The organism is Pseudomonas sp. RIT-PI-o, from assembly GCF_001297215.1.
Classification (GTDB): domain Bacteria; phylum Pseudomonadota; class Gammaproteobacteria; order Pseudomonadales; family Pseudomonadaceae; genus Aquipseudomonas; species Aquipseudomonas moraviensis_A.
Genome location: NZ_LHPA01000013.1, coordinates 56,809 through 81,291 on the forward strand (window position 1 = coordinate 56,809; position 24,483 = coordinate 81,291).

Sequence of the window (24,483 nt, forward strand, 5' to 3'; positions counted from 1 at the left end):
TGCTAGAGTGCCCGGCCCCGCCCTCCGGAGTCCGTCATGCGCCTCTTGATCCGCAGTCTCGCCGCCTCGTTGCTGATTCTCAGCCTGCCCCTGTCCGCCGCGCCGATGCACAGCCAGTTCCTGCCGCCGGACGATCTGACCCTGCGCGACGCCGAGCCTGAGCAGCAGCAACTGCTGCAGGTCAGCGAGTATTCAGTGGTGGTCGGTGCGCAGCGTCAGTCCAATCAGCAGCCGATTCCGGTCACTTCATCTTTGTTGATCCGCCTCAAAGGCAAGTCGCTGAACAAAGGCGCGAGCATTTCTCAGGTGCTGGTGAGTTTCGACGGCGAAAGCAAGAGCCTGAAAAAACCGGCCTACGACGAAAAAAGCAAAACCCTGACGCTGTTCTATCCGCTGGCGCAATACCGTGTGGTGATGGATCTGCTGCGCAACGACACGGTGTATGTGCAGTTCCTCAGTTATGCCAACGGCCATATCTGGGCGGATTTGCACACCGGTGCGATTCGTCCGCGTTGAGCCGGGCGGTCGGGCAGGGGTAAACTGCCCGCCCCGTGTCATGTCTGCGAGCTGGAGTCGGCAATGCGTAAAGATAAGAAACAAGTGATTGGTGACGAGATCGGCGATGAGCAGATCAAGCTGTTCCTCGATTTTGAACCGGTCGACGCCACTTCGCCGTCGCTGCACAAACTGATCAAGGCGTATCGTGGCCTGCGTATCGATGATTTCGAGCGTTTTCTGGGCTTCTTCGTCGCGGCCGGTTATGACGTTGATGGCAAGGACGAGCAGGGCCAGACTTTTGTTGATCACATCAAGGATCAGCGTAATGCCGCCGAGTACATCGAGTTGATCGAGAAGGCGCGCGGTTAAGGTCAAAAGACAAGATCAAAAGATCGCAGCCTTCGGCAGCTCCTACACGGGATTGATGTATACCCTGTAGGAGCTGCCGAAGGCTGCGATCTTTTGATTCTGGCAGGCAAAAAAAACGCCCCGAATGGGGCGTTTTTTTATGCAAGGAGATCAAGCAAAGCTTGGCGTCTCGCTGCTTTCCTCAACCAGTTCCAGGGCGATGTTGTTCTGCGTGTTGATCTTGCGATACAGCGCAGCATCGGTTTCCAGAACCTTTTCACGGGCCGGGAAGATTTCTGCCAGTTTAGCGGCCCACTCGCCGGACGCCTTGCCCGGGAAGCATTTCTCGATCAGCTCGAGCATGATCGAAACGGTCACCGACGCGCCTGGCGATGCGCCAAGCAGAGCGGCGAGGGAGCCGTCTTTCGCCGCGACCAGCTCGGTACCGAACTGCAGAATGCCACCCTTTTTCGGGTCCTTCTTGATGATCTGCACCCGTTGACCGGCCACTTCCAGGCGCCAGTCTTCGGCTTTCGCCTGCGGGTAGAAGCGGCGCAGGGATTCCAGGCGCTGCTCCATCGACTGCATCACTTCGCTGACCAGGTACTTGGTCAGGTCCATGTTGTTTTTTGCCACCGCCAGCATCGGCCCGATGTTGCCGGCGCGCACCGACATCGGCAGGTCCATGAAGGAGCCGTGCTTGAGGAACTTGGTGGTGAAACCGGCGTATGGCCCGAACAGCAGGGATTTCTTGCCGTCGACGACGCGGGTGTCGAGGTGCGGCACCGACATCGGTGGCGAACCCACGGCCGCCTGGCTGTAGACCTTGGCCTGGTGGTGCTTGACCACTTCCGGGTTATCGCAACGCAGCCACTGGCCACTGATCGGGAAACCGCCGAAGCCTTTGCTTTCTTCGATGCCCGAAGCCTGCAGCAGCGGCAGGGCCGCGCCACCGGCACCGAGGAAAACAAACTTTGCGTCGACTTCGCGGGTGTTGCCGTTGTTGACGTCCTTGATGCTGACGGTCCAGCCGGCGCCGTTACGCTTGAGCCCGGTCACGCGCTTGCAGTATTTGACTTGAGTGTCCGGGGCGCTGCTCAGGTGCTTGAGCAACTGATTGGTCAGGGCGCCGAAGTTGACGTCGGTGCCGTTCATCACGCGGGTCGCGGCGAGGACTTCGTCCGGCGAGCGGCCCGGCATCATCAGCGGCATCCACTCGGCCATCTTGCCTTTGTCTTCGGTGTACTCCATGTCGGCAAACGCGTGGTGCTTGCTCAGGACATTGAAGCGTTCCTTGAGGAACGACACACCGCTCTCGCCCTGAACGAAACTCAGGTGCGGCACCGGGCTGATGAAGGATTTGCACGAGCCGAACGTGCCTTTTTTGGTCAGGTACGACCAGAACTGCTTCGACACCTCGAACTGGGTGTTGATGTGCACGGCTTTCTTGATGTCGACGCTGCCGTCGGCGGCCTGTGGCGTGTAGTTCAGCTCGCACAGGCCGGCGTGGCCGGTACCGGCGTTGTTCCACGGATTGGAACTCTCGGCAGCACCGGAATCCATCAGCTCGACGACTTCCAGCTTGATCGCGGGGTCGAGCTCTTTGAGCAGCACGGCCAGGGTGGCACTCATGATGCCGGCCCCTACCAGAACTACGTCGACTGCTTCGTTATGCGCCATTTAACGCGTCTCCCAAATCTGCAGCACCAAATTGTCGGCATGGCTGCCAGGCGTTCCAGGGCAGGTCAGTGGGCCCGGGCTATCCGTGGTCAGGTTGGCCATGTCCGAATCTTCGCAATTTTTCGCAACTTCGACGGATGCGTGCGGCCTGGTTTCAAGCGTTCCATGAACGCATTTTCGCCCGGGGCTGGCAATTCGACTTATGGTCGAGACATCCGTTTTCGTGCAACCAAATCCGTAGCGGACAGGCTTCAGGCTCCGGTATTCGAGGTATACCCGGTCCTGTGTCGTTGGGCTGTTTCAGACGCTAATGGTGCATGTTCAGACGCAAAACTATTCATTTGCTCGCCACACTCTTGTGAAGTTGTGAAAACCCGTTTTTTTCACGCTCTTTTGAAGACGTGAACCTCAAAAAGGGCTGCCTTGGCCTGGCACCTGCCCGCAAGGGCAAAACAACGCGGTGGCCGAGCGAATGACAGCTCTGCAGATTCGCGAAAAGCGGGGTTTTGCCGGAAGAACAGGCAAGCGCGCCAACTTCACTCGATCTGTGTGGGCGGCTCTCTGTGGGCGATTTTGATGTCGATGCATGCGCATTGACGCTGTTGCGGGGCCCGATCAGGAGACGTCCTTATAATCGGGGGGAGATTGTAGCGAAGAAATGCGCGCAGTTGCTCGTGTTTAATGACTTTTATTAGGCATCCGGTCAGATGCTCAACTGCACCTGACCCCGTGCGCGCATTTGTCGCGGTACGACCCGCGCGCTGGCGGGCAATGGCTGGTGCAGCCAGGTCAGGCGGATTTCTTCGATTTCCACCCAGCCGTCTCCCATCGGTTGCAGGCTGCACTGCTTGAAGGCCTGGCAGTGGCCGTTGCGGTCGAGCAGGGCAAAGCTGCGATGCAGCGGGCGCGGGGCGAACAGCGAGATCAGATAACGCATGGCAGAGTTCCTTGAAGGAGGACTGCTGTGAAGCTTGCCGGTGGGCCGTGACGTCGCGGTGTATGGACGGTGAAGAATGTGTGACAGGAACCGCTTTCGGCGGGGTTTGTCAGACATTTCAGTATTCACTGTGCGGCGCTGGTTACGCGCAGTGGCCCACCGCTATACTGCCGGCCTGTTTGTGCCTGATTCTGGAGAGAAGAGCATGTTGCAACGCCTGTTGTTCGGTTTGATCACTGTCGCCGGTTTGACCCTGGCCGGCTGCGCCCACAGCCCGCAACAACTGAATCCGGAGCCGAAGCTGACCACGCAACTGCCAGCGGTCGGTCGCGGTCAGCCGGTCGTGGTGCGTGTGGTCGACGGTCGTCCGTCGCCAACCCTCGGCACTCGTGGCGGTCTGTACCCGGAAACCAGCGCCATCACCGTGCAGCGCGAGCAGATCCTGCCCAAGTTGCAGGCCCAGGCCGAAGCCGCCGTACGCCTGCTCGGCTTCACCCCGACCACCAGCGCACCCAATGCGCCGCAGTTGACCGTGACCCTGGCCGAGCTGAAATACCAGTCGCCGAAAGAAGGCATGTACGTGACCGAAGCGACCATCGGCGCGACCTTCCGCTCCGACGTGCAGAACGCCAACCGCCGTTACAGCGGTCGCTACGGTGCGTCGCTCGACCAGCGCTTCGGCATGGCGCCGAATCAGGAAACCAATACCAAACTGGTCAGCGATGTATTGAGCGATGCGCTGACCCGTCTGTTCAAGGACCCGACGGTGGGTCAGGTGCTCGCTGAGTAATTTTCGGCGGATGTGAAAAAGCCCGGGGCCAGTGATGGTTCCGGGCTTTTTTTTGGCTGCCAGGTCTGAGATTTGTGTCGTATGGGAAACCGATTCCCCTCACCCCAGCCCTCTCCCGAGGGAGAGGGAGCCGATCGCGTGTGGTTCAAAACCTGAGTTCGGCTCTGTATCTCAAGTCGGCGTATCTACCGCAAACACCTCGGTCAGTCCCCTCTCCCTCTGGGAGAGGGCTAGGGTGAGGGTGCTTTTGACGTTCAGGCAGCCTGGGAATAGAAATCGAGCACGCTTACGCCCGTGAGCAAATCGGTCTCAGGCAAATCCGCATGCTGATGCCCGCCCAGCGCGCAATACACCAGCCAATGGCGATCCTGGACATTGAAGGCAAGGCTGCCCACCAGACTTTGCTGGTCGTCGTATGGGGTGATGAGGTACAGGCGATCCTGGTTTTCCGCGTGCAGCATGTCGCATTCCATTCGGGTTTCGAGGCGCGCAGGGTGCAGCATCCACGTGACGATGCCATGACACAGGACAGCCATCGGTCGATTGTCAGGTTATTTGTCGCAAAGGCTGGGGCAGGGTGGGCCGGTTTGGGTAGAATCCGCGCCGCGGTCGTCGGTCTGGCGTCTGCCACACCGGTTAAGTTCGAGGTCTGTGATGTCGCTGCACTTGATGACGCTGTTTACCGCCCATCCCGCCAAGTTGATCAATCTGCTGGCCTTGCTGCTGGCGTTTCCGGGCAGTTGGCTGCTGCACGCGACCCGCCGCCGTGAGCAACGTGCCCAGGCCAGTCTCGCCGCCCAGCGCCAGGCGCAGCCGAATGCCGAGCCGATGCTCGATTGGGCAACGTTGCGCATGAACCGGTTTTTCTATCGTTTTGGTTTTGCTTGCCTGGGGCTGGCACTGCTGGTGTCCTGGATCAGCACCCGCTTCTGAAAGCAAAAGATCGCAGCCTTCGGCAGCTCCTACACAGATATCTGTAGGAGCTGCCGCAGGCTGCGATCTTTTGATCTTGCTCTGAAAAATTACAGCGGCAACCCAGCCTTGACCCGATACTGATTGCGCACCGGCGTCGCGTATTGCAGCACCAGATACGGGCGATGCTCAGCGGGGCAGGCGTCCAGTCGGCTCTGCCATTCATCCTGCGCCTTGGCCAGTTCGTCGGCCGGGAACACCTCTGCCGCCTTCGGCACGTTCAATTGCGGATCGGCATCCGCCCACTGCGCGTACGCCAGGTAATGCACCGGGAACAACCGGTAGCCGCCGAGAATCTGCTTGTCCATCTCGATCGCCAATTGCTTGGTGTCCTCGAACACCTCGGTGATCGGCGCGGCAAAATTCACGTGCACCCGGCCCTTGTAGCCGGTGATGCCCTTGGCAATGCTCACGTCATCCTCGCCCGGCGCCTTGGCGTAGGTGCCGGTGGTGGCGCGGATGTACAGCTCGCGGGCCTTGGCCTGGTCGCACGGGTCGTATTCATAGCTGATCGACACCGGGGTCACGTTCAGCGATCGGATCACTTCGCCGAACGGCTCGTCCTTGCGGCTCATGTGGAACATCTTGAGGATCGCCGACTCGGTGCGGTCGTCGCCATCCTTGGCCCGACCTTCAGCCTGAGCAATCCAGATCGACGCGCAATCGTTGCGGATCGAGTGGTTGATGTAGGCCGACAGCAGTTGATACGCCGCCATTTTCTCGCGACGGCCGGTGATCGAGCGGTGGACGATGAAGCTCTTGTTCAGGCGCATCAGGTCGCTGACGAATGGCTTCTGCAGCAGATTGTCGCCAATCGCGATTCGCGGTGTCGGCAGGCCGGCGTGATACACGGCGTAGTTGACGAAGGCCGGGTCCATGACGATGTCGCGGTGGTTGGCGATGAACAGGTAGGCGCTGCCGGACTTGAACTGCTCGACACCGGTGTAGGTCACGCCGTCGGTGGCGCGCTCGATGGTGTGGTCGACGTAGAACTCGACTTTGTCCTGTAAGGTAGCCACGGAATTCACGTCGGCAAACTCACGACGCAGCCGATGGGCTATAAGAGGTTTGAGCATCCAGCCGAAGGCACCGGCAAAACGCGGGAAGCGGAAGTGGGTGAGGATATCTAGAAACGCCTTGTCGCCGAGCAGCCTTGCCAGTACCGCAGGTACTTCGCTGTCGTCGTAAGGTCGGATGGCATCGAATTCGCCCATCATGCTCTCTTGTTGGAAACGGCTAGGGTAAGTAAAGGTTTTGATCGAAAACCCGCGGGGCACGGTCTGAAAAGTAGTCAGACAAAAATAGCCCTGCAAATAGACCGGCGATTATACGCACAAGTCACTTGGGAGACCGCGATGCTGGAAGCCGCTGAGTATGAATGTCCGTATTGTGGGGAAGTGGTTGAAACATCCGTGGACCTGTCCGGTGGCGATCAGACTTACATTGAGGACTGTCAGGTGTGCTGCCGGCCGATCACCTTTGTTCTGCAGGTGCACGGTGAAGACTGGTTTCTCGAAGTCTTCAGCGAAAACGAGTGAGGGCCGCGTATGCAGCGCATCTACGAACCGGCAAACCTGATGGAAGGCGAGATGCTCAAGGGCATGCTCGCCAATGAAGGAATCGAGGCGCACCTGATCGGCCGTGATCTGGTGGGCGGTACGGGGGAACTGCCGATCTTCGGCCTGCTCGGGTTGTCGGTGGACAACGATCAGGCCGAATACGCCCGTGAACTGATCACCGCGTACAATGCCGCGCTGCCGCTGCCCGGCGACGAACCGGAGAGCTTCCCCGGGACGCTGGTCTGTTAGGCTGACGTTCGTTTGATCAAGAGTCGTGTTGCCCCATGTGTGGACGTTATGCCCTGTTTCGCTGGAACCGCGACTTCGCGGCCCTGCCAGGTTTTCCCGCCGATCAGCAGGCGCAGTGGAACATTTCCCCCAATGATTCGGTGTTGATGCTGCGTGCCGACGAAGACGGCCAGCGCACATTGGCCCGTGCGCGCTGGGGCCTGACGCCGCCGTGGCTGACCGATCTGTCGAAAACCCCGGCCCATGCCCGCGCTGAAACCGTCGCAGAACAGCCGATGTTTCGCGAGGCCTTGCGTCTGCGGCGCTGCCTGCTGCCGGCCAACGGCTTTTACGAATGGCGCGGCACCCAGCGCAAGCGCCCGTATTGGCTGACGCCGGGGGAGGGCTCATCGCTGTTTTTCGCGGCGATCTGGGAGGCGTATCCGGTGCAGGAGCAGGTCTGGCTGAGCACGGCGGTGATCACTCAGTCGGCGGCGAGTCAGCGGCGGCCGTTGATTCTTGATGAGGCCGGGCAAGCTGCCTGGCTGGATCCCGCAACGCCGCTGCATGTGTTGCAGGGTTTGCTCGCCAGCGAGCCGGCGGCGCTGCGCGAGCGGGTGCTGGCGAATCTGGTGAATGATCCAAAATTGAATGGGCCGGAGTGCCTGACCCCGGCTTAAGGCATTTAGATCAAAAGCCCCTCACCCCAGCCCTCTCCCGGAGGGAGAGGGGGCCGACCGAGGTGTCTCGCGTCAGACATCGACCTGAAAGAACCAGTCGATTATGGATTCAGCGAGGACCTGCGGGTCGACGGACTTTTGAAACATCCCCCAATCGGTCCCCTCTCCCTCCGGGAGAGGGCTAGGGTGGGGGGCTCTTGATTTTTCAGACTTTGAACTGATTGATCAACCGCCGCTGCTGTTCCGCCAGTTTGGTCAACCCGGCGCTCGCCGAACTCGACTCATCCGCACCGCCGGCCACTTCATTCGCCACCTGACCGATATTGATCACGTTGCGGTTGATGTCATCGGCAACCGCGCTCTGCTCCTCGGCGGCGCTGGCAATCTGCGTGTTCATGTCGTTGATCACCGACACCGCCTGGGTAATCGTCTCCAGCGCCTCGGCCGCTTTCGCCGCGTGCTGTACGCTCTCGTCGGTGCGGCTCTGGCTGTCTTCCATAACGCGCACCACATCGCGAGTGCCTTGCTGCAATTGCTGGATCATCGCCTGGATTTCTTCGGTGGCTTTCTGGGTTTTCTGCGCCAGATTGCGCACTTCGTCGGCGACCACGGCAAAACCGCGGCCCTGCTCGCCGGCCCGCGCGGCCTCGATCGCCGCGTTCAGAGCCAGCAGGTTGGTCTGTTCAGCGATCCCGCGAATGGCGGTGAGGATGGCGTTGATGTTTTCGCTGTCCTTGGCCAGCGTCTGCACCACGTCGACAGCCTTGCCGATTTCCACCGCCAGTACGCCGATCGAATTGGAGGTGTCGCGGACGATCTGCATGCCCTGGCTGGCGGCTTGATCGGCGTGGCTCGCTGCTTGTGCCGCCTGCGTGGCGTTGCGCGCGACATCTTGGGCGGTGGCGGTCATTTCCTGCACGGCGGTCGCCACCTGATCGATCTCGGCCATTTGTTTCTGCACGCCGATGTTGGTGCGGATGGCGATGTCGGCGGTGTGTTCCGAGGAATCGCTGACGCTCTGCACCGAGGTCACCACTTGCGTAATCATCGCCTGCAACTTGCCGAGGAAGGTGTTGAAGCCTTTGGCAATCGAACCCAGTTCATCGCTGCGGTCACTGCTCAAACGCCGGGTCAGATCGCCTTCGCCCTGAGCGATGTCATCGAGCATGGCGACCATTTGCTTGAGTGGCCGGGCAATGCCGTGGCCCACCAGCCAGATCACCAGCAGGCCGATGCCGGCGATGATCAGGCCGACCATGGCCATGCCGAAGGTGTCGGATTTGCGCTGGGCATCAAGGTCGCCCTGCAGGGCCTGCAGATCGGCCATTACCGCGTTGAGCGGCAATTGCAGCATCAGCGTCCAGCGCGCGTCGGTCTGGCCGATGCCGAATGGCAGGTACAGCTCGATGCGGCCCTTGGCCTGATTGACCGAATAGGTCACCTCGTCGCGTTTCAGGTTGGCGAGGTTGCTGGTTTGTTCGGCGTCGAGGATGTCGCTGACCTTTTCGCCGAATTTGCTCGAATCCTTGGTGTAGGCAACGATCCGACCATTGCCGCCGACCAGGGCCATTTCCCCGGCGCCGCTATAGAGTTTCTGGTTGGCGGCAAGGAGCATGTCCTGAATGAAGTTCACCGACAGGTCGGCGCCGACGATGCCCTGGAACGCGCCGTTGACCATGATCGGTTCGATGAACGAGGCGAGCATGACGATTTTGTCGCCGACCTTATACGGTGCAGGGTCGATCACGCAGGGTTTCTTCGTCTCTTTTGAGCAGAGGTAGTACTCGCTGGCGCGCACGCCCGTGGACAGGGTTTTCTGATCGTCGACATCGGCCAGTTTGTCCACGCCCAGGCTGCCATCGGTATTGCGGAACCACCACGGCAGGAAGCGCCCGTTGGCCGGATCGATGCCGACCACGGCGCTGCCGACGTAGGCCGCGTCATTGTGGTCCAGTGCGTTTTTTTCCCAGCCGATGTAGGTGCCGAGAATCTTCGGATTCTTTTCGACGTTTTCCTTGATCAGACTGATCAATTGTTCGCGGCTGAGGCTCAGGCGCGGCTGGCCATCGGTGCCGTTTGTGCCGAGCAGGGCGTTGACGCGAACCAGGCCGCCGGCGATCAGCAGCGGCGCTTCGAGTTCACGCTGGATCTGGCTGACCTGAGTCTGGGCCAACGAGGTCAGGCGCTGCTCGATCACTTGCTCGAACTGCGCCTGGGTGCGCTGTTGCACCATTTCTTGAGTGCGAGCGCCGGAGAACAGTGCATACAGCACCAGCGCCGCGACCACGCTGAGAACGATGGCGCCGGCCAGGGCGGCGACGGAAAACTGGATCGACTTGAACTTCATGGGAGCTCCGCACGCAAGAGGACAATCTGCGAGGGATTTATCGGCGGCGCGTGCAGGGCCATGAGAGACGTTGGTCGGAATCGCCGCGCGATGTCGTGGATGGATCGGTGCACGGCGGATTCAATGTGCGTTGAGGAATTTCCACCGCGTCTTGCGGCCATAGGTGAATGTACGCGCAATGCGTCCGGTGTATCTGGCGCCGATACCATTAGCCGCCTAGGATACGCCTCAGGTTTTCAGGGAGTTTTTGAATGAACAAGACATTGGTTACAAGTGCACTGAGCGCAGCGCTGTTGCTGGCCGGTTGTCAGTCGGTCAACACCACCAGCGGCGGTGCCGTCGGCGTAGAGCGCAAGCAGTACATGTTCAGCATGCTGTCCTCGCAAGAGGTCGACCAGATGTACGCGCAGTCGTATCAGAAGACCGTCGGCGAGGCGTCAAGCAAAGGTGTGCTGGACAAGACCAGCCCGGAAGCCAAGCGCGTGCAGACCATCGCCAACCGGCTGATCGCCCAGGCACCGACCTTCCGCCCGGACGCGGCGCAGTGGCAGTGGGAAGTCAATCTGATCAAGAGCGATGAGCTCAACGCCAACTGCGGTCCCGGCGGCAAGATCATTTTCTACACCGGGCTGATCGACAGCCTGAAACTCACCGACGACGAAATTGCCGCGGTCATGGGCCATGAGATCGCCCACGCCCTGCGCGAGCACGGTCGTGAAGCGATGTCCAAGGCTTATGGCATGGAGATGGCGAAGCAGGGCGCTGGTGCGTTGTTCGGGCTGGGTCAGGACAGCCTGGCGCTGGCCGACACCGTGGCCAACTACGGCATGACCTTGCCCAACAGCCGCGCCAACGAAAACGAAGCCGACCTGATCGGCCTGGAACTGGCTGCCCGCGCCGGCTACAACCCGAACGCGGCGATTACCCTGTGGGACAAGATGAGCAAGGCTTCCGAGGGCGCGCCACCGGAATTCATGAGCACTCACCCGGCATCGAGCAGTCGCATTGCGGCATTGCAGGCAGCCATTCCGAAAGTGATGCCGCTGTACGAAAAAGCCCCGAAATCCTGAGATTGACGGGGCCATTGTGGCGAGGGAGCTTGCTCCCGCTCGGCTGCGCAGCAGTCGTAAATGCAGCCAACGCGGTGACATTGTTACACCGCGATTGCAGCGTTTGGGGCCGCTTCGCAGCCCAGCGGGAGCAAGCTCCCTCGCCACAGTTCATTCCAGATCAGGAGTAGGGTTAAACCCAGCCACTACTCTGCATGGCCTTGTACACCGCAACAATCGCCAGAATCATGAACGCCGAAGCCGCGAGGCGGCGGATCAGGGTCAGTGGCAGTTTGTCCGCGGCGAAATTACCCGCCAGTACCACCGGCACGTTGGCAATCAACATGCCCACGGTGGTGCCGATGATCACTAGCCACAGTTCCGGGTATTGCGCGGCGAGCATCACGGTGGCGATCTGGGTCTTGTCGCCGATCTCGGCGAGGAAGAACGCAATCAGGGTCGTCAGGAACGGCCCGAACTTGCGCGCCGTGCTGGCTTCGTCGTCATCCATCTTGTCCGGGACCAGAGTCCACAGTGCTGTGGCCGCGAAGCTGGCGGCGAGGATCCAGTGCAGCACGGCGTCGGAGAAGAAACTGCCGAACCAGGCACCTACCGCACCGGCTGCTGCGTGGTTGGCCAGGGTCGCGGCGACAATCCCGGCAATGATCGGCCAGGGTTTGCGGAAGCGAGCGGCGAGAATCAGCGCGAGCAGTTGCGTCTTGTCGCCGATTTCGGCCAAGGCAACGATAGCGGTGGGAACGAGTAACGAGTCCAGCATCAGGAATTTCCTAAGGGGCGGGTCGACACGGCTATGACACGTACAGCCTTCCCGCCCCGGGTAAGGTGTGCGTGTCATAGGTCTTGTCAAACCCTGCGATCCGTCTGCTGCGGACGCTTGGGTCGCATACGCCATGATCTGAGGATCAAGTATGTTGACGTATGCCGGACGAGCTTGGCGCTCGTGGGAGACTACTCCCCTAGGACGGAGCGGATTCTGCCTAGGCAAATCCGATAGGGCAAGCACAAATTTTCAACCGCGCTTGGCCCGGTAAATGCGGAAACCATTGCCTTCAGCCTTGATCGCACACACGCCCAAGTGCTCCTCGATCAGCGGCTGATACTTGAGGAAACTGTTGGCCACGAGGCGCAGTTCGCCACCGTTTTTCAGATGTTTGGCCGCTTTTCGCAGCAGATTCTCTGTGGCGAAATAATCGGTGTGCACGCCGACATGGAACGGCGGGTTGCTCAGAATTGCGTTCAAACCCATCGGTGCGGCGTCGATGCCATCACCGGTCAGGACGTCCGCCTCAAGGCCGTTGGCGGCCAGGGTCAGACGGCTGCTGGCGGCGGCGAACGCGTCGACATCGAGCAAGGTCACCTGATTGTGCGGATAGCGACGTTTCACCGCAGCCCCGAGCACGCCGGCGCCGCAACCGAAATCCAGCAGATGGCCGCTCGGCAGTTTGTCCAGATGTTCCAGCAGCAGGGCGCTGCCGCGATCCAGTCGACCGTGGCTGAACACGCCCGGCAGGCTGATGACCTTCAACGGCCCTTCGGCCAACGGCAGTTCGTAAGTCTGCGCCAGGCTTTCGAGGGATTTCGCTTCGGGCGCATTGGCCACGGTGACTTGCCAGAGCTGGCAGTGACGGGCGCTGTCGAGTTTGCGCGGCTTGCCGAACGGATTGAGCTGCTTGGACGCGCCTTCGATGCCGCTGCGTTTTTCCCCGACCAGAAACACCTCGCGCCCGGCCAGACGCGACGCCACGGCGTTGAGGATGTAATCGGTCAGGTCCTTGGACTTGGGCAGGAACACCACGGCGCTGTCGAATTCGCGCTCCGGGACATTCACGCCGAACTGGCTACGGCCTTCGAAACGTGCGTCCAGCGCGGCTTGATCGCCAGCGTGCCAGCACCAGCCGAACGCGTTGGGCAGACGCCCGAGCAAGTCGTCGGCAGGCAAGCCCGCCAACAACAGCGAACCCTGGAATAACTCGGCCTGACGAAGCAGTACTTCACTGCGCGGATCCATAACTGCTCCTTGAAAAAAAGTGCCGCAGTTTATCAACTGACGACCCGCAGCGCCTCACCGCTGAAAAACGCTTCGGCGTTTTCGCTCAGTTGGCTGACGATACGCTGGCGTGCCTCGCGACTGCCCCAGGCGTTGTGCGGGGTGACGATCAGGCGCGGAATATCGCCGGCGAGCAGCGGATTGCCCTGGGTCGGGGGCTCGACACTCAACACATCGGTGGCAGCACCGCCGAGGTGACCGCTGCGCAAAGCATCGGCCAGCGCCTGCTCATCGATCAGGCCGCCACGAGCGGTATTGACCACAAATGCGCCGGGCTTCATCGAGGCCAGCTCACGGGCGCCGATGAAATGCCGGGTATCCTCGTTGAGCGGGCAGTGCAGGGTCAGGGCGTCGATCTGCGGCAGCAGTTGCTCCAGTGGCAAACGATCCGGCCGCGCCGGGCGCCCGGGAATCTGCCCGAGCAACACGCGCATGCCGAACGCTTCGGCCAACCGCGCCACGGCGCCACCGAGTTCGCCATGCCCAAGCAGGCCGAGGGTTTTGCCTTGCAGTTCGACGATCGGGTAGTCGAGCAGGCAGAACTGTTTCGCCTGTTGCCAGCGGCCTTCGCCCACAGCTTTCTGATAGTCGGCCAGGCGCGTGGCGAGGTTGAGCAACAGCATGATCGTGTGTTGCGCCACCGACGGGGTGCCGTATGCCTGGCAATTGCACACGGTGATGCCGTGAGCGCGAGCGGCGGTGAGGTCGACGTTGTTGGTGCCGGTGGCGCTGATCAGGATCAGTTTCAGTTGCGGATTGGCAGTCATCGCCGCCGCATCGATCACGACTTTGTTGGTGATCGCCACGCTGGCGCCTTGCAGGCGTTCGCTGACCTGTTCCGGCGAAGTCTGGGCGAACAGATGCAGATCACTGAAGCATTCACGCAACGGACCGAGGTCCAGATCGCCGAGGTCCAGCGAAGGGTGATCCAGGAATACCGCGCGGCGCGTGTTCGTCATCAACTGTACCTTTTGTGCTGTGAGCGGAGGGCGTACTCTGCCGAGCCTACCAGATGAAACAATTGGTTACTCGACAGCATGAGCCGCTGTAATACCTGTGGCGAGGGGGCTTGCTCCCGCTGGCCTGCGAAGCAGACCCAAGCCTAATGAGGTTGTCTCAGCACTATCCGGTGTACCAGTTTTACGACTGCTGCGCAGCCGAGCGGGAGCAAGCTCCCTCGCCACAAATGGGTGGTGACTGCCGATTGGATGTTTACCCCTGAAAAATAGGAGCCCCCATGTACTGGACCGAGTTCTTGACCGTTGCCCTGATCCATCTGCTCGCCGTGGCCAGCCCCGGACCGGACTTTGCCGTGGTGGTGCGCGAGAGCGTCACCCATGGGCGTCGCGCCGGCACCTGGACCGCGCTGGGCGTGGGCTCGGCGATTTTCCTGCATGTCGGCTATTCGTTGCTTGGCATCGGTCTGATCGTGTCGCAATCGATCGTGCTGTTCAACGCGCTGAAGTGGGCGGCAGCGGCTTACTTGCTGTACATCGGATTCAAGGCCTTGCGCGCGCAACCGGCGAAAACCGTCACCGATGACTTGCACAAGGAAGCCGGCGTGCGTACCGCGCGAGGTGCGTTCACCTCGGGCTTCGTCACTAACGGCCTGAATCCGAAAGCCACGCTGTTTTTCCTCTCGCTGTTCACCGTGGTGATCAACCCGCACACGCCGCTGGCCGTGCAGGCCGGTTACGGCGTGTACCTGGCGGTGGCGACGGCGATCTGGTTCTGTCTGGTGGCGATGCTGTTCAGCCAACACCGCGTGCGCGCCGGCTTCGCCCGCATGGGCCACTGGTTCGACCGCACCATGGGCGCGGTTCTGATCGCGCTCGGCGTGAAAATCGCGTTTACCGAGATGCACTGAGAACTGGAACACATTAATCCCTGTGGGAGCGAGCCTGCTCGCGAAAGCGCTAGTCCAGCCACCAAAGATGTCGACTGACCCGACGCCTTCGCGAGCAGGCTCGCTCCGACAAGTAGTGTTTTCTTCCGGATCAGCCCGAAATGCTGGCGCAAAGCTAGCATTTGCGCGGTTCTGCAAATCATTCCTTTGGCTGATTTGACTGTCTTGCAGGCGCACTAGAGTACGAATCTCTCCGCCAACACCGTGCAGTCAGAAAAGGGATTCTTATGTTGCAGACTCGGGTCATTCCGCCGGCCGATGGGGCCTACCAGTATCCATTGCTGATCAAACGGCTGCTGATGTCTGGCGCCCGTTACGAGAAAACCCGCGAAATCATCTACCGTGACCAGTTGCGCTACAGCTATCCGACCCTGATCGAACGTGTTGCGCGGCTGGCCAATGTGCTCACCGCTGCTGGCGTGAAGGCCGGCGACACGGTGGCGGTGATGGACTGGGACAGCCATCGTTACCTGGAATGCATGTTCGCCATTCCGATGATCGGCGCGGTGATCCACACCATCAACGTGCGACTGTCACCGGAGCAGATCCTCTACACCATGAATCACGCCGAGGACCGCTTCGTGCTGGTCAACAGCGAGTTCGTCGGGCTCTACCAGGCCATCGCGCCGCAGCTGACCACGGTCGAGAAAACCCTGCTGCTGACCGATCTCCCGGAGAAAACTGCAGAGCTGCCCAACCTCGTTGGCGAATATGAGCAACTGCTGGCCGCTGCAAGTGCGCAATACGATTTCCAGGACTTCGACGAAAACTCGGTCGCCACCACGTTCTACACCACCGGCACGACGGGCAACCCGAAAGGCGTGTACTTCACCCATCGGCAACTGGTGCTGCACACCATCGGCGTGGCGACTATCATGGGGTCGATCGACAGCGTGCGCCTGCTCGGCACCAACGATGTGTACATGCCGATCACGCCAATGTTCCACGTCCACGCCTGGGGATTGCCCTACGTGGCGACCATGCTCGGGCTCAAGCAGGTCTATCCCGGGCGTTACGATCCGGAATATCTGGTGGAGTTGTGGCGCAAGGAGAAGGTGACTTTTTCCCACTGCGTGCCGACGATCCTGCAGATGCTGCTCAACGCCAAAGCCGCGCAGGATGCCGACTTCGGCGGCTGGAAGATCGTCATCGGCGGCAGCGCGCTCAATCGCAGCCTGTATGAAAACGCCAAGGCGCGCGGCATTCAGCTGACGGCCGCGTACGGTATGTCGGAAACCGGGCCGCTGGTGTCCTGCGCGCACCTCAACGATGAATTGATGGCCGGGACTGAAGACGAGCGCACCACTTACCGGATCAAGGCCGGTGTGCCGGGGCCATTGGTCGAAGCGGCGATTGTCGACGGCGAGGGCAACTTCCTTCCGGCCGACGGCGAAACCCAGGGCGAACTGGTGCTGCGCGCGCCATGGCTGACCGAAGGCTACTTCAATGAACCGCAGAAGGGCGCCGAGCTCTGGGCCGGCGGCTGGCTGCACACCGGCGACGTCGCCACGCTGGACAGCATGGGCGTGATCGACATTCGTGACCGCATCAAGGACGTGATCAAGACCGGCGGCGAGTGGATCTCCTCCCTCGACCTCGAAGACCTGATCAGTCGGCATGCGGCGGTACGCGAAGTAGCAGTGGTGGGCATTGCCGACCCGCAGTGGGGCGAGCGTCCGTTTGCCTTGCTGGTAGTGCGCGAAGGGCAGGTGATCGGCGCGCGTGAGCTCAAGGAACACCTCAAGCCGTTCGTCGAGCTGGGGCATCTGAGCAAGTGGGCGATCCCCAGCCAGATCGCCCTTGTTACCGAAATTCCCAAGACCAGTGTCGGCAAGCTCGACAAGAAGCGTATCCGCCTCGACATCACCGAGTGGCAGGCCAATAACAGCACCTTCCTTTCGACACTTTGAGTGCCTGCTGGCGCGCCGAAACCGGCGCGCCAGACCCACCAAGCAAGCGCTTGGCTTGTGAAATCGAAAAAATCAGCCATCCTTGCCGTGCCGACTTGTGTCGGACTGGCGAAAGGACTGTTCCAGAGTGGTTGGCGGCTGCAAATCACACTTTAGAGGGATCAAGCACTACCACCCGCTGGCTATAGTCCGCTCAAGGACTTTTTGAAAACGGAGCACACGCACTGATCGGGGCGAGCAACTCTGGAACGATTTCGGGCAGCCCTGGCGCCCGGTCCTCCACAGCGTTTTTAAAAGTACTCACTGCCATAACAATAATGCACATGGAGTAGCGTCGATGACCTCAGCAAACCAGTTCTGGCGCCGGGCGAAACTGCCTCTGGCGGTCAGTCTTGCCTCCTCGCTCGCCGGGCCTGCATTCGGCGTCAGTTTCAACGTCGGTGAAATCGAAGGGCAGTTCGACTCGTCCCTGTCGATCGGTGCCAGTTGGTCCACGCAGAGCCCGAACAAGAACCTCATCGGCGTCAACAATGGCGGCCATGGCCTGTCGCAGACTTCCGATGACGGTCACGCCAACTTCAAGAGCGGCGAAACCTTCTCGAAGATCTTCAAGGGCATCCATGACCTTGAACTGAAATACGGCGACACCGGCGTGTTCGTCCGTGGCAAATACTGGTACGACTTCGAACTGAAGGACGAAAGCCGCCAGTTCAAGGACATCAGCGACAGCAACCGCAAAGAGGGCGCCAAGTCCTCGGGCGGGCAGATCCTCGACGCCTTCGTCTACCACAACTACGCGATTGCCGATCAGCCGGGTTCCGTGCGTCTGGGCAAGCAAGTGGTGAGCTGGGGTGAAAGTACCTTCATCGGCGGCGGCATCAACTCGATCAACCCGATCGACGTCTCCGCGTTCCGTCGTCCGGGCGCCGAGATCAAGGAAGGCCTGATCCCGGTCAACATGTTCTACGTGTCCCAGAGCCTCACCGATAACCTCTCGGCCGAAGCGTTCTATCAACTGGAATGGGACCAGACCGTCGTCGACAACTGCGGCACCTTCTTCTCCCAGCCGGACATCGTTGCCGACGGTTGCGACAGCAATCTGCGCGTGCTGAACAAGCGTTCGCAGATTCCGGCCATCGCCCTCGGGCCGTTGGCGGGCGCAGGCGTGGATGTCAACGAAGAAGGCGTACTGGTGCGCCGTGGGCCGGACCGTGATGCCCGCGACAGCGGCCAGTGGGGCGCGTCCCTCAAATACATGTTCGAGCCACTCGATACCGAGTTCGGCGCCTACTTCATGAACTACCACAGCCGTGCGCCGATCTTCAGCGCCACCGGTGCGCCGCAGTCGGTGTACAACACCGCCGCCGCGCTGCCGGGGCCGTTCGCCGCGCTCGCACCGCTGCTGGTTGCGGGCAACTCCAATTACTTCATCGAATACCCGGAAGACATTCGTCTCTACGGCCTGAGCTTCTCCACCACCCTGCCTACCGGTACGGCGTGGAGCGGTGAGATCAGCTATCGTCCGAACGCGCCGGTGCAACTGAACTCCACCGACATCCTGTTTGCCGGCGTGCGTCCACTGGGCGGCGCGCTGACCAACGCTTCGCTGCTCACTGGCGTACCGGGTCAGGACCTGCACGGCTATGAGCGCAAGGAAATCACCCAGATCCAGACGACCTTCACGCACTTCTTCGATCAGGTCATGGGCGCCAGCCGTCTGACCCTCGTCGGTGAAGTGGGCGCGACTTACGTCGGCGGGCTGGAAAGCCGTTCCGACATGCGTTATGGCCGCGATCCGGTCTACGGCCCGGGCGAATTGCCGGCCACTGGCACCACCAATACCTGCGCCAACATCCTCAACGCCAGCACCATCAACGGCGCCGGCCCGGGTTCACCGCAGAACAACCGCAGCCGCAATTGCGACAACGACGGTTTCACCACCTCGATGTCCTGGGGCTACCGTGGTCGTGCCATCTGGGAATACAACGACGTGTTCGCCGGCGTAAACCTCAAGCCGAACGTGGCCTGGTCCCACGACGTCAGCGGTTACTCGCCAGGCCCTGGCGGCAACTTCGAAGAAGGTCGCAAAGCGGTCAGCCTGGGCGTCGATGCCGAATACCAGAACACCTACACCGCGAGCCTGGCCTACACCAATTTCTTCGACGGCAAGTACACCACCGTGGATGACCGCGACTTCGTGGCGCTCAGCTTCGGCGTGAACTTCTAAGCACTGCATTTCAGGACGAACGAATTTATGAAAATAACAAAGAGTCTGTTCCACGCCGGTGTTCTGGGCCTGTCGCTGCTGGCGACCGGCGTCATGGCGGCGGTGCCTGCTGCCGAAGCGGATAAACTGGGCAAGAGCCTGACGCCGATGGGCGCGGAGATGGCCGGTAACGCCGACGGGTCGATCCCGGCCTGGAAACCGCTGCCGAAAAATGCCGGCAGCGTCGACAGCAAAGGCTTCCTGTCCAACCCTTACGCCAGTGAGCAGCCGCTGTTCACCATCACTGCCAAGGACGTCGACAAGTACAAGGACAAGCTTGCCCCGGGCCAGTACGCGATGTTCAAGCGCTACCCGGAAACCTTCAAGATGCCGGTCTATCCGTCCCAGCGCGGCGCCACCGTGCCGGATGACGTATTCGCTGCCATCAAGAAGAATGCGACCAGCACTAATCTGGTGTCCGGCGGCAACGGTCTGGAAAACTTCGATACCGCCGTGCCGTTCCCGATCCCGAAAACCGGTGTGGAAGTGATCTGGAACCACATCACCCGTTATCGCGGCGGCAGCGTGACCCGTCTGGTGACCCAGGCCACGCCGCAACCGAACGGCTCGTACAGCCTGGTGTACTTCCAGGATCAGTTCGTGTTCCGCGACAAGATGAAGGACTACGATCCGGCGAACCCGGGCAACATCCTGTTCTACTTCAAGCAGAAAGTGACCGCGCCGGCGCGTCTGGCCGGTGGCGTACTGCTGGTGCACGAGACTCTCGATCAGGTCAAGGAGCCGCGTTCGGCGTGGGTCTACAACGCCGGTCAGCGTCGGGTGCGTCGTGCACCGCAAGTGTCGTATGACGGCCCGGGTACCGCCGCCGACGGCCTGCGTACTTCCGACAACCTCGATATGTACAACGGTGCGCCGGATCGTTACGACTGGAAGCTCGAAGGCAAGAAAGAGATGTACATCGCCTCCGACAGCTACAAGCTCGACGATCCGAAACTGAAGTACTCGGACATCATCAAGGCCGGCCACATCAATCAGGATCTGGCGCGTTACGAGCTGCGCCGCGTCTGGCATGTCACAGCGACCCTGAAGGAAGGTCAGCGCCACATCTACGCCAAACGTGACTTCTACATCGACGAGGACACCTGGCAAGCCGCGGTGATCGACCATTACGACGGTCGTGGTCAACTGTGGCGTGTGGCCGAGGCGCATGCCGAGAACTACTACGACAAGCAAGTGCCGTGGTACGCCCTCGAAACCCTCTACGACCTGCAGTCCGGCCGTTATCTGGCGCTGGGCATGAAGAACGAAGAGAAGCAGGCGTATGACTTCGGTTTCACCGCCACCACCAGCGACTTCACCCCGGCCGCTCTGCGTCAGGACGGTGTGCGCTAAAGCTGCTTGAACCCGAGGCCGCATCCTCATGAAAACGCCCCGACTGGTTCGGGGCGTTTTTTTCGGCTTTTGAAATCGCTTTTTGTAGGAGCTGCCGAAGGCTGCGATCTGTTGATCTTGAAAATTCAACATCAAAGATCGCAGCCTTCGGCAGCTCCTACAGGGGAGGGTCGCAGTGGATGTAGGCTTTTTGTAGCCATTTGTAGCAGCAACCTTCATAACCGGTTCGATTAAGGCTAGGCTGCGGACATCTGCAACGCCGCCAATCGCCTTCGAACAAGAGCCGGCCATGACTGATCTGTCCCCACTTCCGGGTCCCGCAAGCATCACCGTCGCAGCACTGGACGGGCGTTTTTTCCGCCCGCCGCTGCCTGACGGCTATGTCCTGCGACCGCGCCTCTGCCAGCGTCTGCAGGCCGGGCTGGGTGGCCGGTTGCTGCTGGTCAGCGCCCCGGCAGGGTTCGGCAAGAGCTCGCTGGCGGTGGAGTTCTGTCAGAGTCTGCCGGCGCACTGGCAAAGTCTGTGGTTGGGCTTGAGTCCGCGTGACAGTGATCCCGGGCGTTTTCTCGAGCGCTTGCTCGAAGGTCTGCAAGACTATTTTCCGGCCTTGGGCGCCGGTGCTCTTGGCCTGCTGAAAATGCGTCAGCGTCATCAGCCGTTCGCCTTCGAAGAATGGCTCGACGGACTGCTCGACGAGCTCGCGCTGCATCTCGATCCCGCTGCACCGCTGCTGCTGGTGCTCGACGATTACCACCTCGCCCAAGGGCCGGTGCTGGATCGTTGCCTGCAATTTTTCCTCAATCATCTGCCCGATGGCTTGCTGGTGATGGTCACCAGTCGGCAGCGCCCGGACTGGCATCTGGCGCGTCTGCGCCTGTCGCGGCAGTTGCTCGAGCTGCACGAACAGGATTTGCGCCTGACCCACGATGAAGCGCTGACTCTGCTCGATCGGCACAGCAGTTCACTGCGCGGCGAAGCACTGGAAAGCCTGATCCAGCGCAGCGAAGGCTGGGTCGCCGGGCTGCGCTTCTGGTTGCTGGCGGTGGCCGAGGCGGGCAGCGATGCCGCGCTGCCGCAAGCGCTGAACGGTGGGGAAGGGCTCATTCGCGACTATCTGCTCGAAGAAGTCATCGATTGCCTGCCCGCCGACGTGCAATCCTTTCTCTACGAAACCGCACCGCAGGAACGCTTTTGCAGCGAGCTGTGCGACGCCGTCCGCGAAGCCCATGACAGCGCCGAGATCCTGCGCTTTCTGCTCGCTCATCAGGTATTTCTGGTGCCGCTGGACGAGCACGGTCACTGGTATCGCTATCACCATTTGTTTTCCGACTTGTTGCGCAGCCGGCCGATCGCCCAGGCGATGGTGCCGACTGCCACCCTGCATTTGCGCGCCTGTCGCTGGTTCAATGCGCAGGGCTTGCTCGATGAAGCGGTGGAGCAGGCGTTGCGTGCCGGGCATCTCGATGTCGCGGCGAACCTGGTACAGAACCTGTCCGAAGAACAACTGCTCGCCGAGCAGAACGTCGGCATGCTGCTGCGCTGGAAGATGGACTTGCCCGACAGCCTGCTGATCAGCACGCCACGGCTGATCGTGCTCTACAGCTGGGCACTGGGGCTGGCCTGCCAACTCGATGCCGCCGAAGAGCTGGCCAGCCATTTGAGCCGCTTTCTGCCAGCGCCCTCGGCCACCGCGCAGAAGTCGATGCTGGCGCAGTGGCTGGCGTTGAGCGGGATCATCGCTCGCGGACGCGGCCATCGCGAGCTGACCCTGCGCTATTGCGGCGAGGCGCTGGAAAGCCTGCCGGCCAAGCGCTACGGCCAGCGGCTGATGTGCCTGTCGACCCTGTCCAATCTGGCGATCGCCGACGGCGATCTGTGGCGCGCACGCGGGCTGAACCGTGAATCCCTCGAACTGGCGCAACGGGTTGGCAATCCATTATTCGAAGCCTTGGCGCATTACGATCGGGCCCGGGTTCTGCAATCGCGGGGCGAGATCCTGCGCGCGCTGGATGAAGTGCATCAGGGGCTGGAGCGCTTGCGTGGTCTGTCGCCGCAACGACTGTACGCGGTACGCGCGCGGCTGACGTTGTACGAAGGTTTCCTGCTGGCGATGCGTTTGCAATCTCAGGCCGCGCGCGTACGCCTGCTCGCCGGGATTGGCGAAGCGCGGGCCTGTCGCGACATCAGCGTGCTGATCGGTCACTGCGTGATCGCTCGCCTGGACGGGGCCAGCGGCGAGTTCGCCAAGGCCTTTGCCGAACTCGCCGAAGCCGAACGCCTGATGCACATCTGGGACGTGCCGCCGATCTACTATCTGGCAATGATTACGCTGGTCAAATGCGAACTGTGGCTGGCGCAGGGGCGTATCGATCTCGCCGAGGCGTGGCTCGCGCGCCTGGGCCAGACCTACACCGGCGAGCATGCTGCCGCACCGCCGGAGTTTCATCCACAGCTGCCACTGCATGTGGAGCTGCAACAGGCGTTGCTCGATGTGATTCAGGGGCAACCGATGCTCGCCGAAGGGCGCTTGAATGTGTTGCATGAAAACGGTCAGCGAACCGGGCGGCAGTTGCTCAGCGTGATGGCACTGACGCAGAAGGTGGCGTTATTGCTGGCGAGTGGACGAGAGTCTGAAGCGCGCAAAACCCTGACTCTGGCGCTGGAAGCTGCTGCCGGCGGTGCCTTTCAACCTTTTGAGGCGTTGCTGAAAAGTCATCCCGACTGGTTGCGAGGACAACTGCAGGCGCTCACTTGCAACGCGGTCAGCCAGCAATTGCTTACGCATTTTCCAACAGCAGTGTTGCGCCCCACCGTGGAAAGCTCTGTCACTGAACAACTCAGCAGCCGTGAATTGGCGGTACTGCGCCTGATCGCACAGGGCTGTTCCAATCAGGAAATCAGTGAGCAGTTGTTCATTTCCCTGCACACCGTGAAAACCCACGCCAGCCACATCAATAGCAAGCTGGGCGTCGAGCGGCGTACCCAGGCAGTGGCGCGCGCCAAGGAACTGGGATTGCTCTATTGAGATCACGCCATGACTCGACAGAAAAACAAACGCCCCGAACCAGTCGGGGCGTTTGTTTTCAGTTCACCGGCCGGGGTTGCTGGCCTGGCAAGTGAACAGTGCGTCAGGCCACCAGATCGTTGGCGCTGAAGCTGTTCACACCGACCAGCTGGATTTCGAAGTCCGCGCCGGCATTGCCGCTGACATTGCCCGACAGTACGTGGTCGACGAAGCGCAGTTGCCCGGCACCGGTGAAGTCATTGGCGCCGATGAAAGTGAAGCCGTTAAAGCCAGCAGTCATCAGGTTGGCATCAAACTTCGTCAGATCAATCTTGTCGCCTTGCAGGCTACTGAAGTCAGTGATGACGTCTCGATTGGCGCCGACGCCTATTTCGTTGACTGCGCGGAAGACGAAGGTGTCGGCTCCGTTACCTCCAATGAGCGTGTCTTTGCCCGCACCACCGTCCAGTACGTTGTTGCCTTCGTTGCCGTACAGGGTGTTGTTCAGGGCATTACCGGTAGCCTTGAGGTCTGCGGCACCTGCCAGAGCGAGGATTTCGACGTTGTTGCCCAAGGTGTAGTCGACGTAGGAATAGACCATGTCGATTTCCGAGAGTGAGGCACCTGTCTCGACCACCACATCCGCGATGTCGTTAACGATGTAAGTATCGTTACCACCGCCGCCGATCATGGTATCTGCGCCCCAGCCACCGTCGATGAAGTTGGCGTCGCTGTTGCCCGTCAGGGTGTTGTTCAGCACGTTGCCCGTCAGGTTGAACGCCCCTGCGCCGCTGATGATGAGATTTTCGACGTTTAGCAGATTGCTCTGGTTCAGACTGACGGTGCTGGTCTGGGCGGTAGCGCTGTACTCAATGACGATGGTGTCGT

The 24,483-nt window shown here is 60.8% G+C and carries 21 protein-coding genes, 2 pseudogenes and 1 riboswitch; of the genes and pseudogenes, 13 read left to right on the top strand and 10 right to left on the bottom strand.

Annotated elements, in window-relative coordinates; translation table 11 throughout:
* Positions 1 to 36: 36 nt before the first annotated feature.
* Together AEQ63_RS05950 and AEQ63_RS05955 are read left to right on the top strand one after the other, a co-directional pair.
* Positions 37 to 516, top strand: a complete 480-nt coding sequence (locus tag AEQ63_RS05950; RefSeq protein ID WP_064362136.1) for a hypothetical protein — start codon at positions 37 to 39, stop codon at positions 514 to 516.
* A gap of 63 nt (positions 517 to 579) precedes the next feature.
* Positions 580 to 867 (top strand): PA4642 family protein, encoded by a 288-nt coding sequence (locus AEQ63_RS05955; RefSeq protein ID WP_042609721.1) that lies wholly within the window; start codon positions 580 to 582, stop codon positions 865 to 867.
* Between the two features lie 150 nt (positions 868 to 1,017).
* On the opposite strand, the gene mqo is transcribed toward AEQ63_RS05955, so the two are convergent.
* Complete coding sequence (gene mqo, locus AEQ63_RS05960) at positions 1,018 to 2,526, bottom strand: malate dehydrogenase (quinone) (protein ID WP_064362137.1); 1,509 nt, start codon at positions 2,524 to 2,526, stop codon at positions 1,018 to 1,020.
* A gap of 703 nt (positions 2,527 to 3,229) precedes the next feature.
* Entirely contained in the window at positions 3,230 to 3,463 is a 234-nt protein-coding gene (locus AEQ63_RS05965) for a hypothetical protein (protein ID WP_064362138.1), read from the bottom strand.
* 205 nt (positions 3,464 to 3,668) lie between these two features.
* Here AEQ63_RS05965 and AEQ63_RS05970 point away from each other — a divergent pair, with 205 nt between their 5' ends.
* A complete protein-coding gene (locus AEQ63_RS05970) occupies positions 3,669 to 4,253 on the top strand; it encodes a YajG family lipoprotein (RefSeq protein WP_042609724.1) in 585 nt (194 codons plus the stop codon).
* A 254-nt stretch (positions 4,254 to 4,507) separates the two neighbouring features.
* On the opposite strand, the gene AEQ63_RS05975 is transcribed toward AEQ63_RS05970, so the two are convergent.
* Complete coding sequence (locus AEQ63_RS05975) at positions 4,508 to 4,714, bottom strand: hypothetical protein (RefSeq protein ID WP_016770662.1); 207 nt, start codon at positions 4,712 to 4,714, stop codon at positions 4,508 to 4,510.
* A gap of 193 nt (positions 4,715 to 4,907) precedes the next feature.
* Between AEQ63_RS05975 and AEQ63_RS05980 the strand changes: the two genes are divergently transcribed.
* Positions 4,908 to 5,186 (top strand): hypothetical protein, encoded by a 279-nt coding sequence (locus AEQ63_RS05980; RefSeq protein WP_064362140.1) that lies wholly within the window; start codon positions 4,908 to 4,910, stop codon positions 5,184 to 5,186.
* An 89-nt stretch (positions 5,187 to 5,275) separates the two neighbouring features.
* On the opposite strand, the gene AEQ63_RS05985 is transcribed toward AEQ63_RS05980, so the two are convergent.
* Complete coding sequence (locus tag AEQ63_RS05985; protein ID WP_174823868.1) at positions 5,276 to 6,439, bottom strand: 1-acyl-sn-glycerol-3-phosphate acyltransferase; 1,164 nt, start codon at positions 6,437 to 6,439, stop codon at positions 5,276 to 5,278.
* A 141-nt stretch (positions 6,440 to 6,580) separates the two neighbouring features.
* Between AEQ63_RS05985 and AEQ63_RS05990 the strand changes: the two genes are divergently transcribed.
* Genes AEQ63_RS05990 through AEQ63_RS06000 form a run of 3 tightly spaced genes read left to right on the top strand, consistent with a single transcriptional unit; the run spans position 6,581 to position 7,692 of the window.
* A complete protein-coding gene (locus AEQ63_RS05990) occupies positions 6,581 to 6,763 on the top strand; it encodes a CPXCG motif-containing cysteine-rich protein (RefSeq protein ID WP_042609727.1) in 183 nt (60 codons plus the stop codon).
* A 9-nt stretch (positions 6,764 to 6,772) separates the two neighbouring features.
* On the top strand, positions 6,773 to 7,033 hold the full coding sequence (locus tag AEQ63_RS05995) for a putative signal transducing protein (RefSeq protein ID WP_042609728.1): 261 nt from the start codon (positions 6,773 to 6,775) through the stop codon (positions 7,031 to 7,033).
* Positions 7,034 to 7,068: 35 nt separating this feature from the next.
* Positions 7,069 to 7,692 carry an SOS response-associated peptidase gene (locus tag AEQ63_RS06000; RefSeq protein ID WP_064362142.1) on the top strand — a complete coding sequence of 208 codons (624 nt, stop codon included), beginning with the start codon at positions 7,069 to 7,071 and terminating at the stop codon, positions 7,690 to 7,692.
* A 205-nt stretch (positions 7,693 to 7,897) separates the two neighbouring features.
* Here AEQ63_RS06000 and AEQ63_RS29240 read toward each other — a convergent pair whose 3' ends face one another.
* Both AEQ63_RS29240 and AEQ63_RS29245 read right to left on the bottom strand, forming a co-directional pair.
* The gene (locus tag AEQ63_RS29240) at positions 7,898 to 8,740 is read right to left on the bottom strand and encodes a methyl-accepting chemotaxis protein (RefSeq protein ID WP_405045623.1); all 843 of its coding nucleotides are present in this window, start codon (positions 8,738 to 8,740) and stop codon (positions 7,898 to 7,900) included.
* A 12-nt stretch (positions 8,741 to 8,752) separates the two neighbouring features.
* Positions 8,753 to 10,039 (bottom strand): annotated as a pseudogene (locus AEQ63_RS29245) (HAMP domain-containing protein); the annotation flags it as partial.
* Between the two features lie 251 nt (positions 10,040 to 10,290).
* Here AEQ63_RS29245 and AEQ63_RS06010 point away from each other — a divergent pair.
* Complete coding sequence (locus AEQ63_RS06010) at positions 10,291 to 11,109, top strand: M48 family metallopeptidase (protein WP_039761327.1); 819 nt, start codon at positions 10,291 to 10,293, stop codon at positions 11,107 to 11,109.
* Between the two features lie 172 nt (positions 11,110 to 11,281).
* Here the strand turns inward: AEQ63_RS06010 and AEQ63_RS06015 are convergent, their stop codons facing one another.
* The 3 genes from AEQ63_RS06015 to AEQ63_RS06025 all read right to left on the bottom strand — a co-directional run bounded on the left by AEQ63_RS06015 (position 11,282) and on the right by AEQ63_RS06025 (position 14,115).
* Positions 11,282 to 11,866: a TMEM165/GDT1 family protein gene (locus tag AEQ63_RS06015; protein WP_042609731.1), complete on the bottom strand. Its 585-nt coding sequence runs from the start codon at positions 11,864 to 11,866 to the stop codon at positions 11,282 to 11,284.
* 88 nt (positions 11,867 to 11,954) lie between these two features.
* Positions 11,955 to 12,079, bottom strand: a riboswitch (yybP-ykoY riboswitch).
* A 39-nt stretch (positions 12,080 to 12,118) separates the two neighbouring features.
* Positions 12,119 to 13,117 carry a class I SAM-dependent methyltransferase gene (locus AEQ63_RS06020; protein ID WP_064362147.1) on the bottom strand — a complete coding sequence of 333 codons (999 nt, stop codon included), beginning with the start codon at positions 13,115 to 13,117 and terminating at the stop codon, positions 12,119 to 12,121.
* Between the two features lie 32 nt (positions 13,118 to 13,149).
* Positions 13,150 to 14,115: a 2-hydroxyacid dehydrogenase gene (locus AEQ63_RS06025; RefSeq protein ID WP_064362149.1), complete on the bottom strand. Its 966-nt coding sequence runs from the start codon at positions 14,113 to 14,115 to the stop codon at positions 13,150 to 13,152.
* 278 nt (positions 14,116 to 14,393) lie between these two features.
* Between AEQ63_RS06025 and AEQ63_RS06030 the strand changes: the two genes are divergently transcribed.
* From AEQ63_RS06030 to AEQ63_RS06050, 5 genes are all read left to right on the top strand, one after another.
* On the top strand, positions 14,394 to 15,023 hold the full coding sequence (locus AEQ63_RS06030) for a LysE family translocator (protein ID WP_042609734.1): 630 nt from the start codon (positions 14,394 to 14,396) through the stop codon (positions 15,021 to 15,023).
* A 266-nt stretch (positions 15,024 to 15,289) separates the two neighbouring features.
* Complete coding sequence (locus AEQ63_RS06035; RefSeq protein ID WP_064362151.1) at positions 15,290 to 16,972, top strand: fatty acid--CoA ligase; 1,683 nt, start codon at positions 15,290 to 15,292, stop codon at positions 16,970 to 16,972.
* 337 nt (positions 16,973 to 17,309) lie between these two features.
* Complete coding sequence (locus AEQ63_RS06040) at positions 17,310 to 19,199, top strand: DUF1302 domain-containing protein (RefSeq protein WP_042609736.1); 1,890 nt, start codon at positions 17,310 to 17,312, stop codon at positions 19,197 to 19,199.
* 27 nt (positions 19,200 to 19,226) lie between these two features.
* On the top strand, positions 19,227 to 20,591 hold the full coding sequence (locus AEQ63_RS06045; protein WP_064362153.1) for a DUF1329 domain-containing protein: 1,365 nt from the start codon (positions 19,227 to 19,229) through the stop codon (positions 20,589 to 20,591).
* Between the two features lie 289 nt (positions 20,592 to 20,880).
* Positions 20,881 to 23,616, top strand: coding sequence for a LuxR C-terminal-related transcriptional regulator (locus tag AEQ63_RS06050; RefSeq protein WP_064362155.1), 2,736 nt, complete (start codon positions 20,881 to 20,883; stop codon positions 23,614 to 23,616).
* A gap of 103 nt (positions 23,617 to 23,719) precedes the next feature.
* Here AEQ63_RS06050 and AEQ63_RS06055 read toward each other — a convergent pair.
* Positions 23,720 to 24,483: pseudogene (locus AEQ63_RS06055) on the bottom strand (calcium-binding protein); the annotation flags it as partial.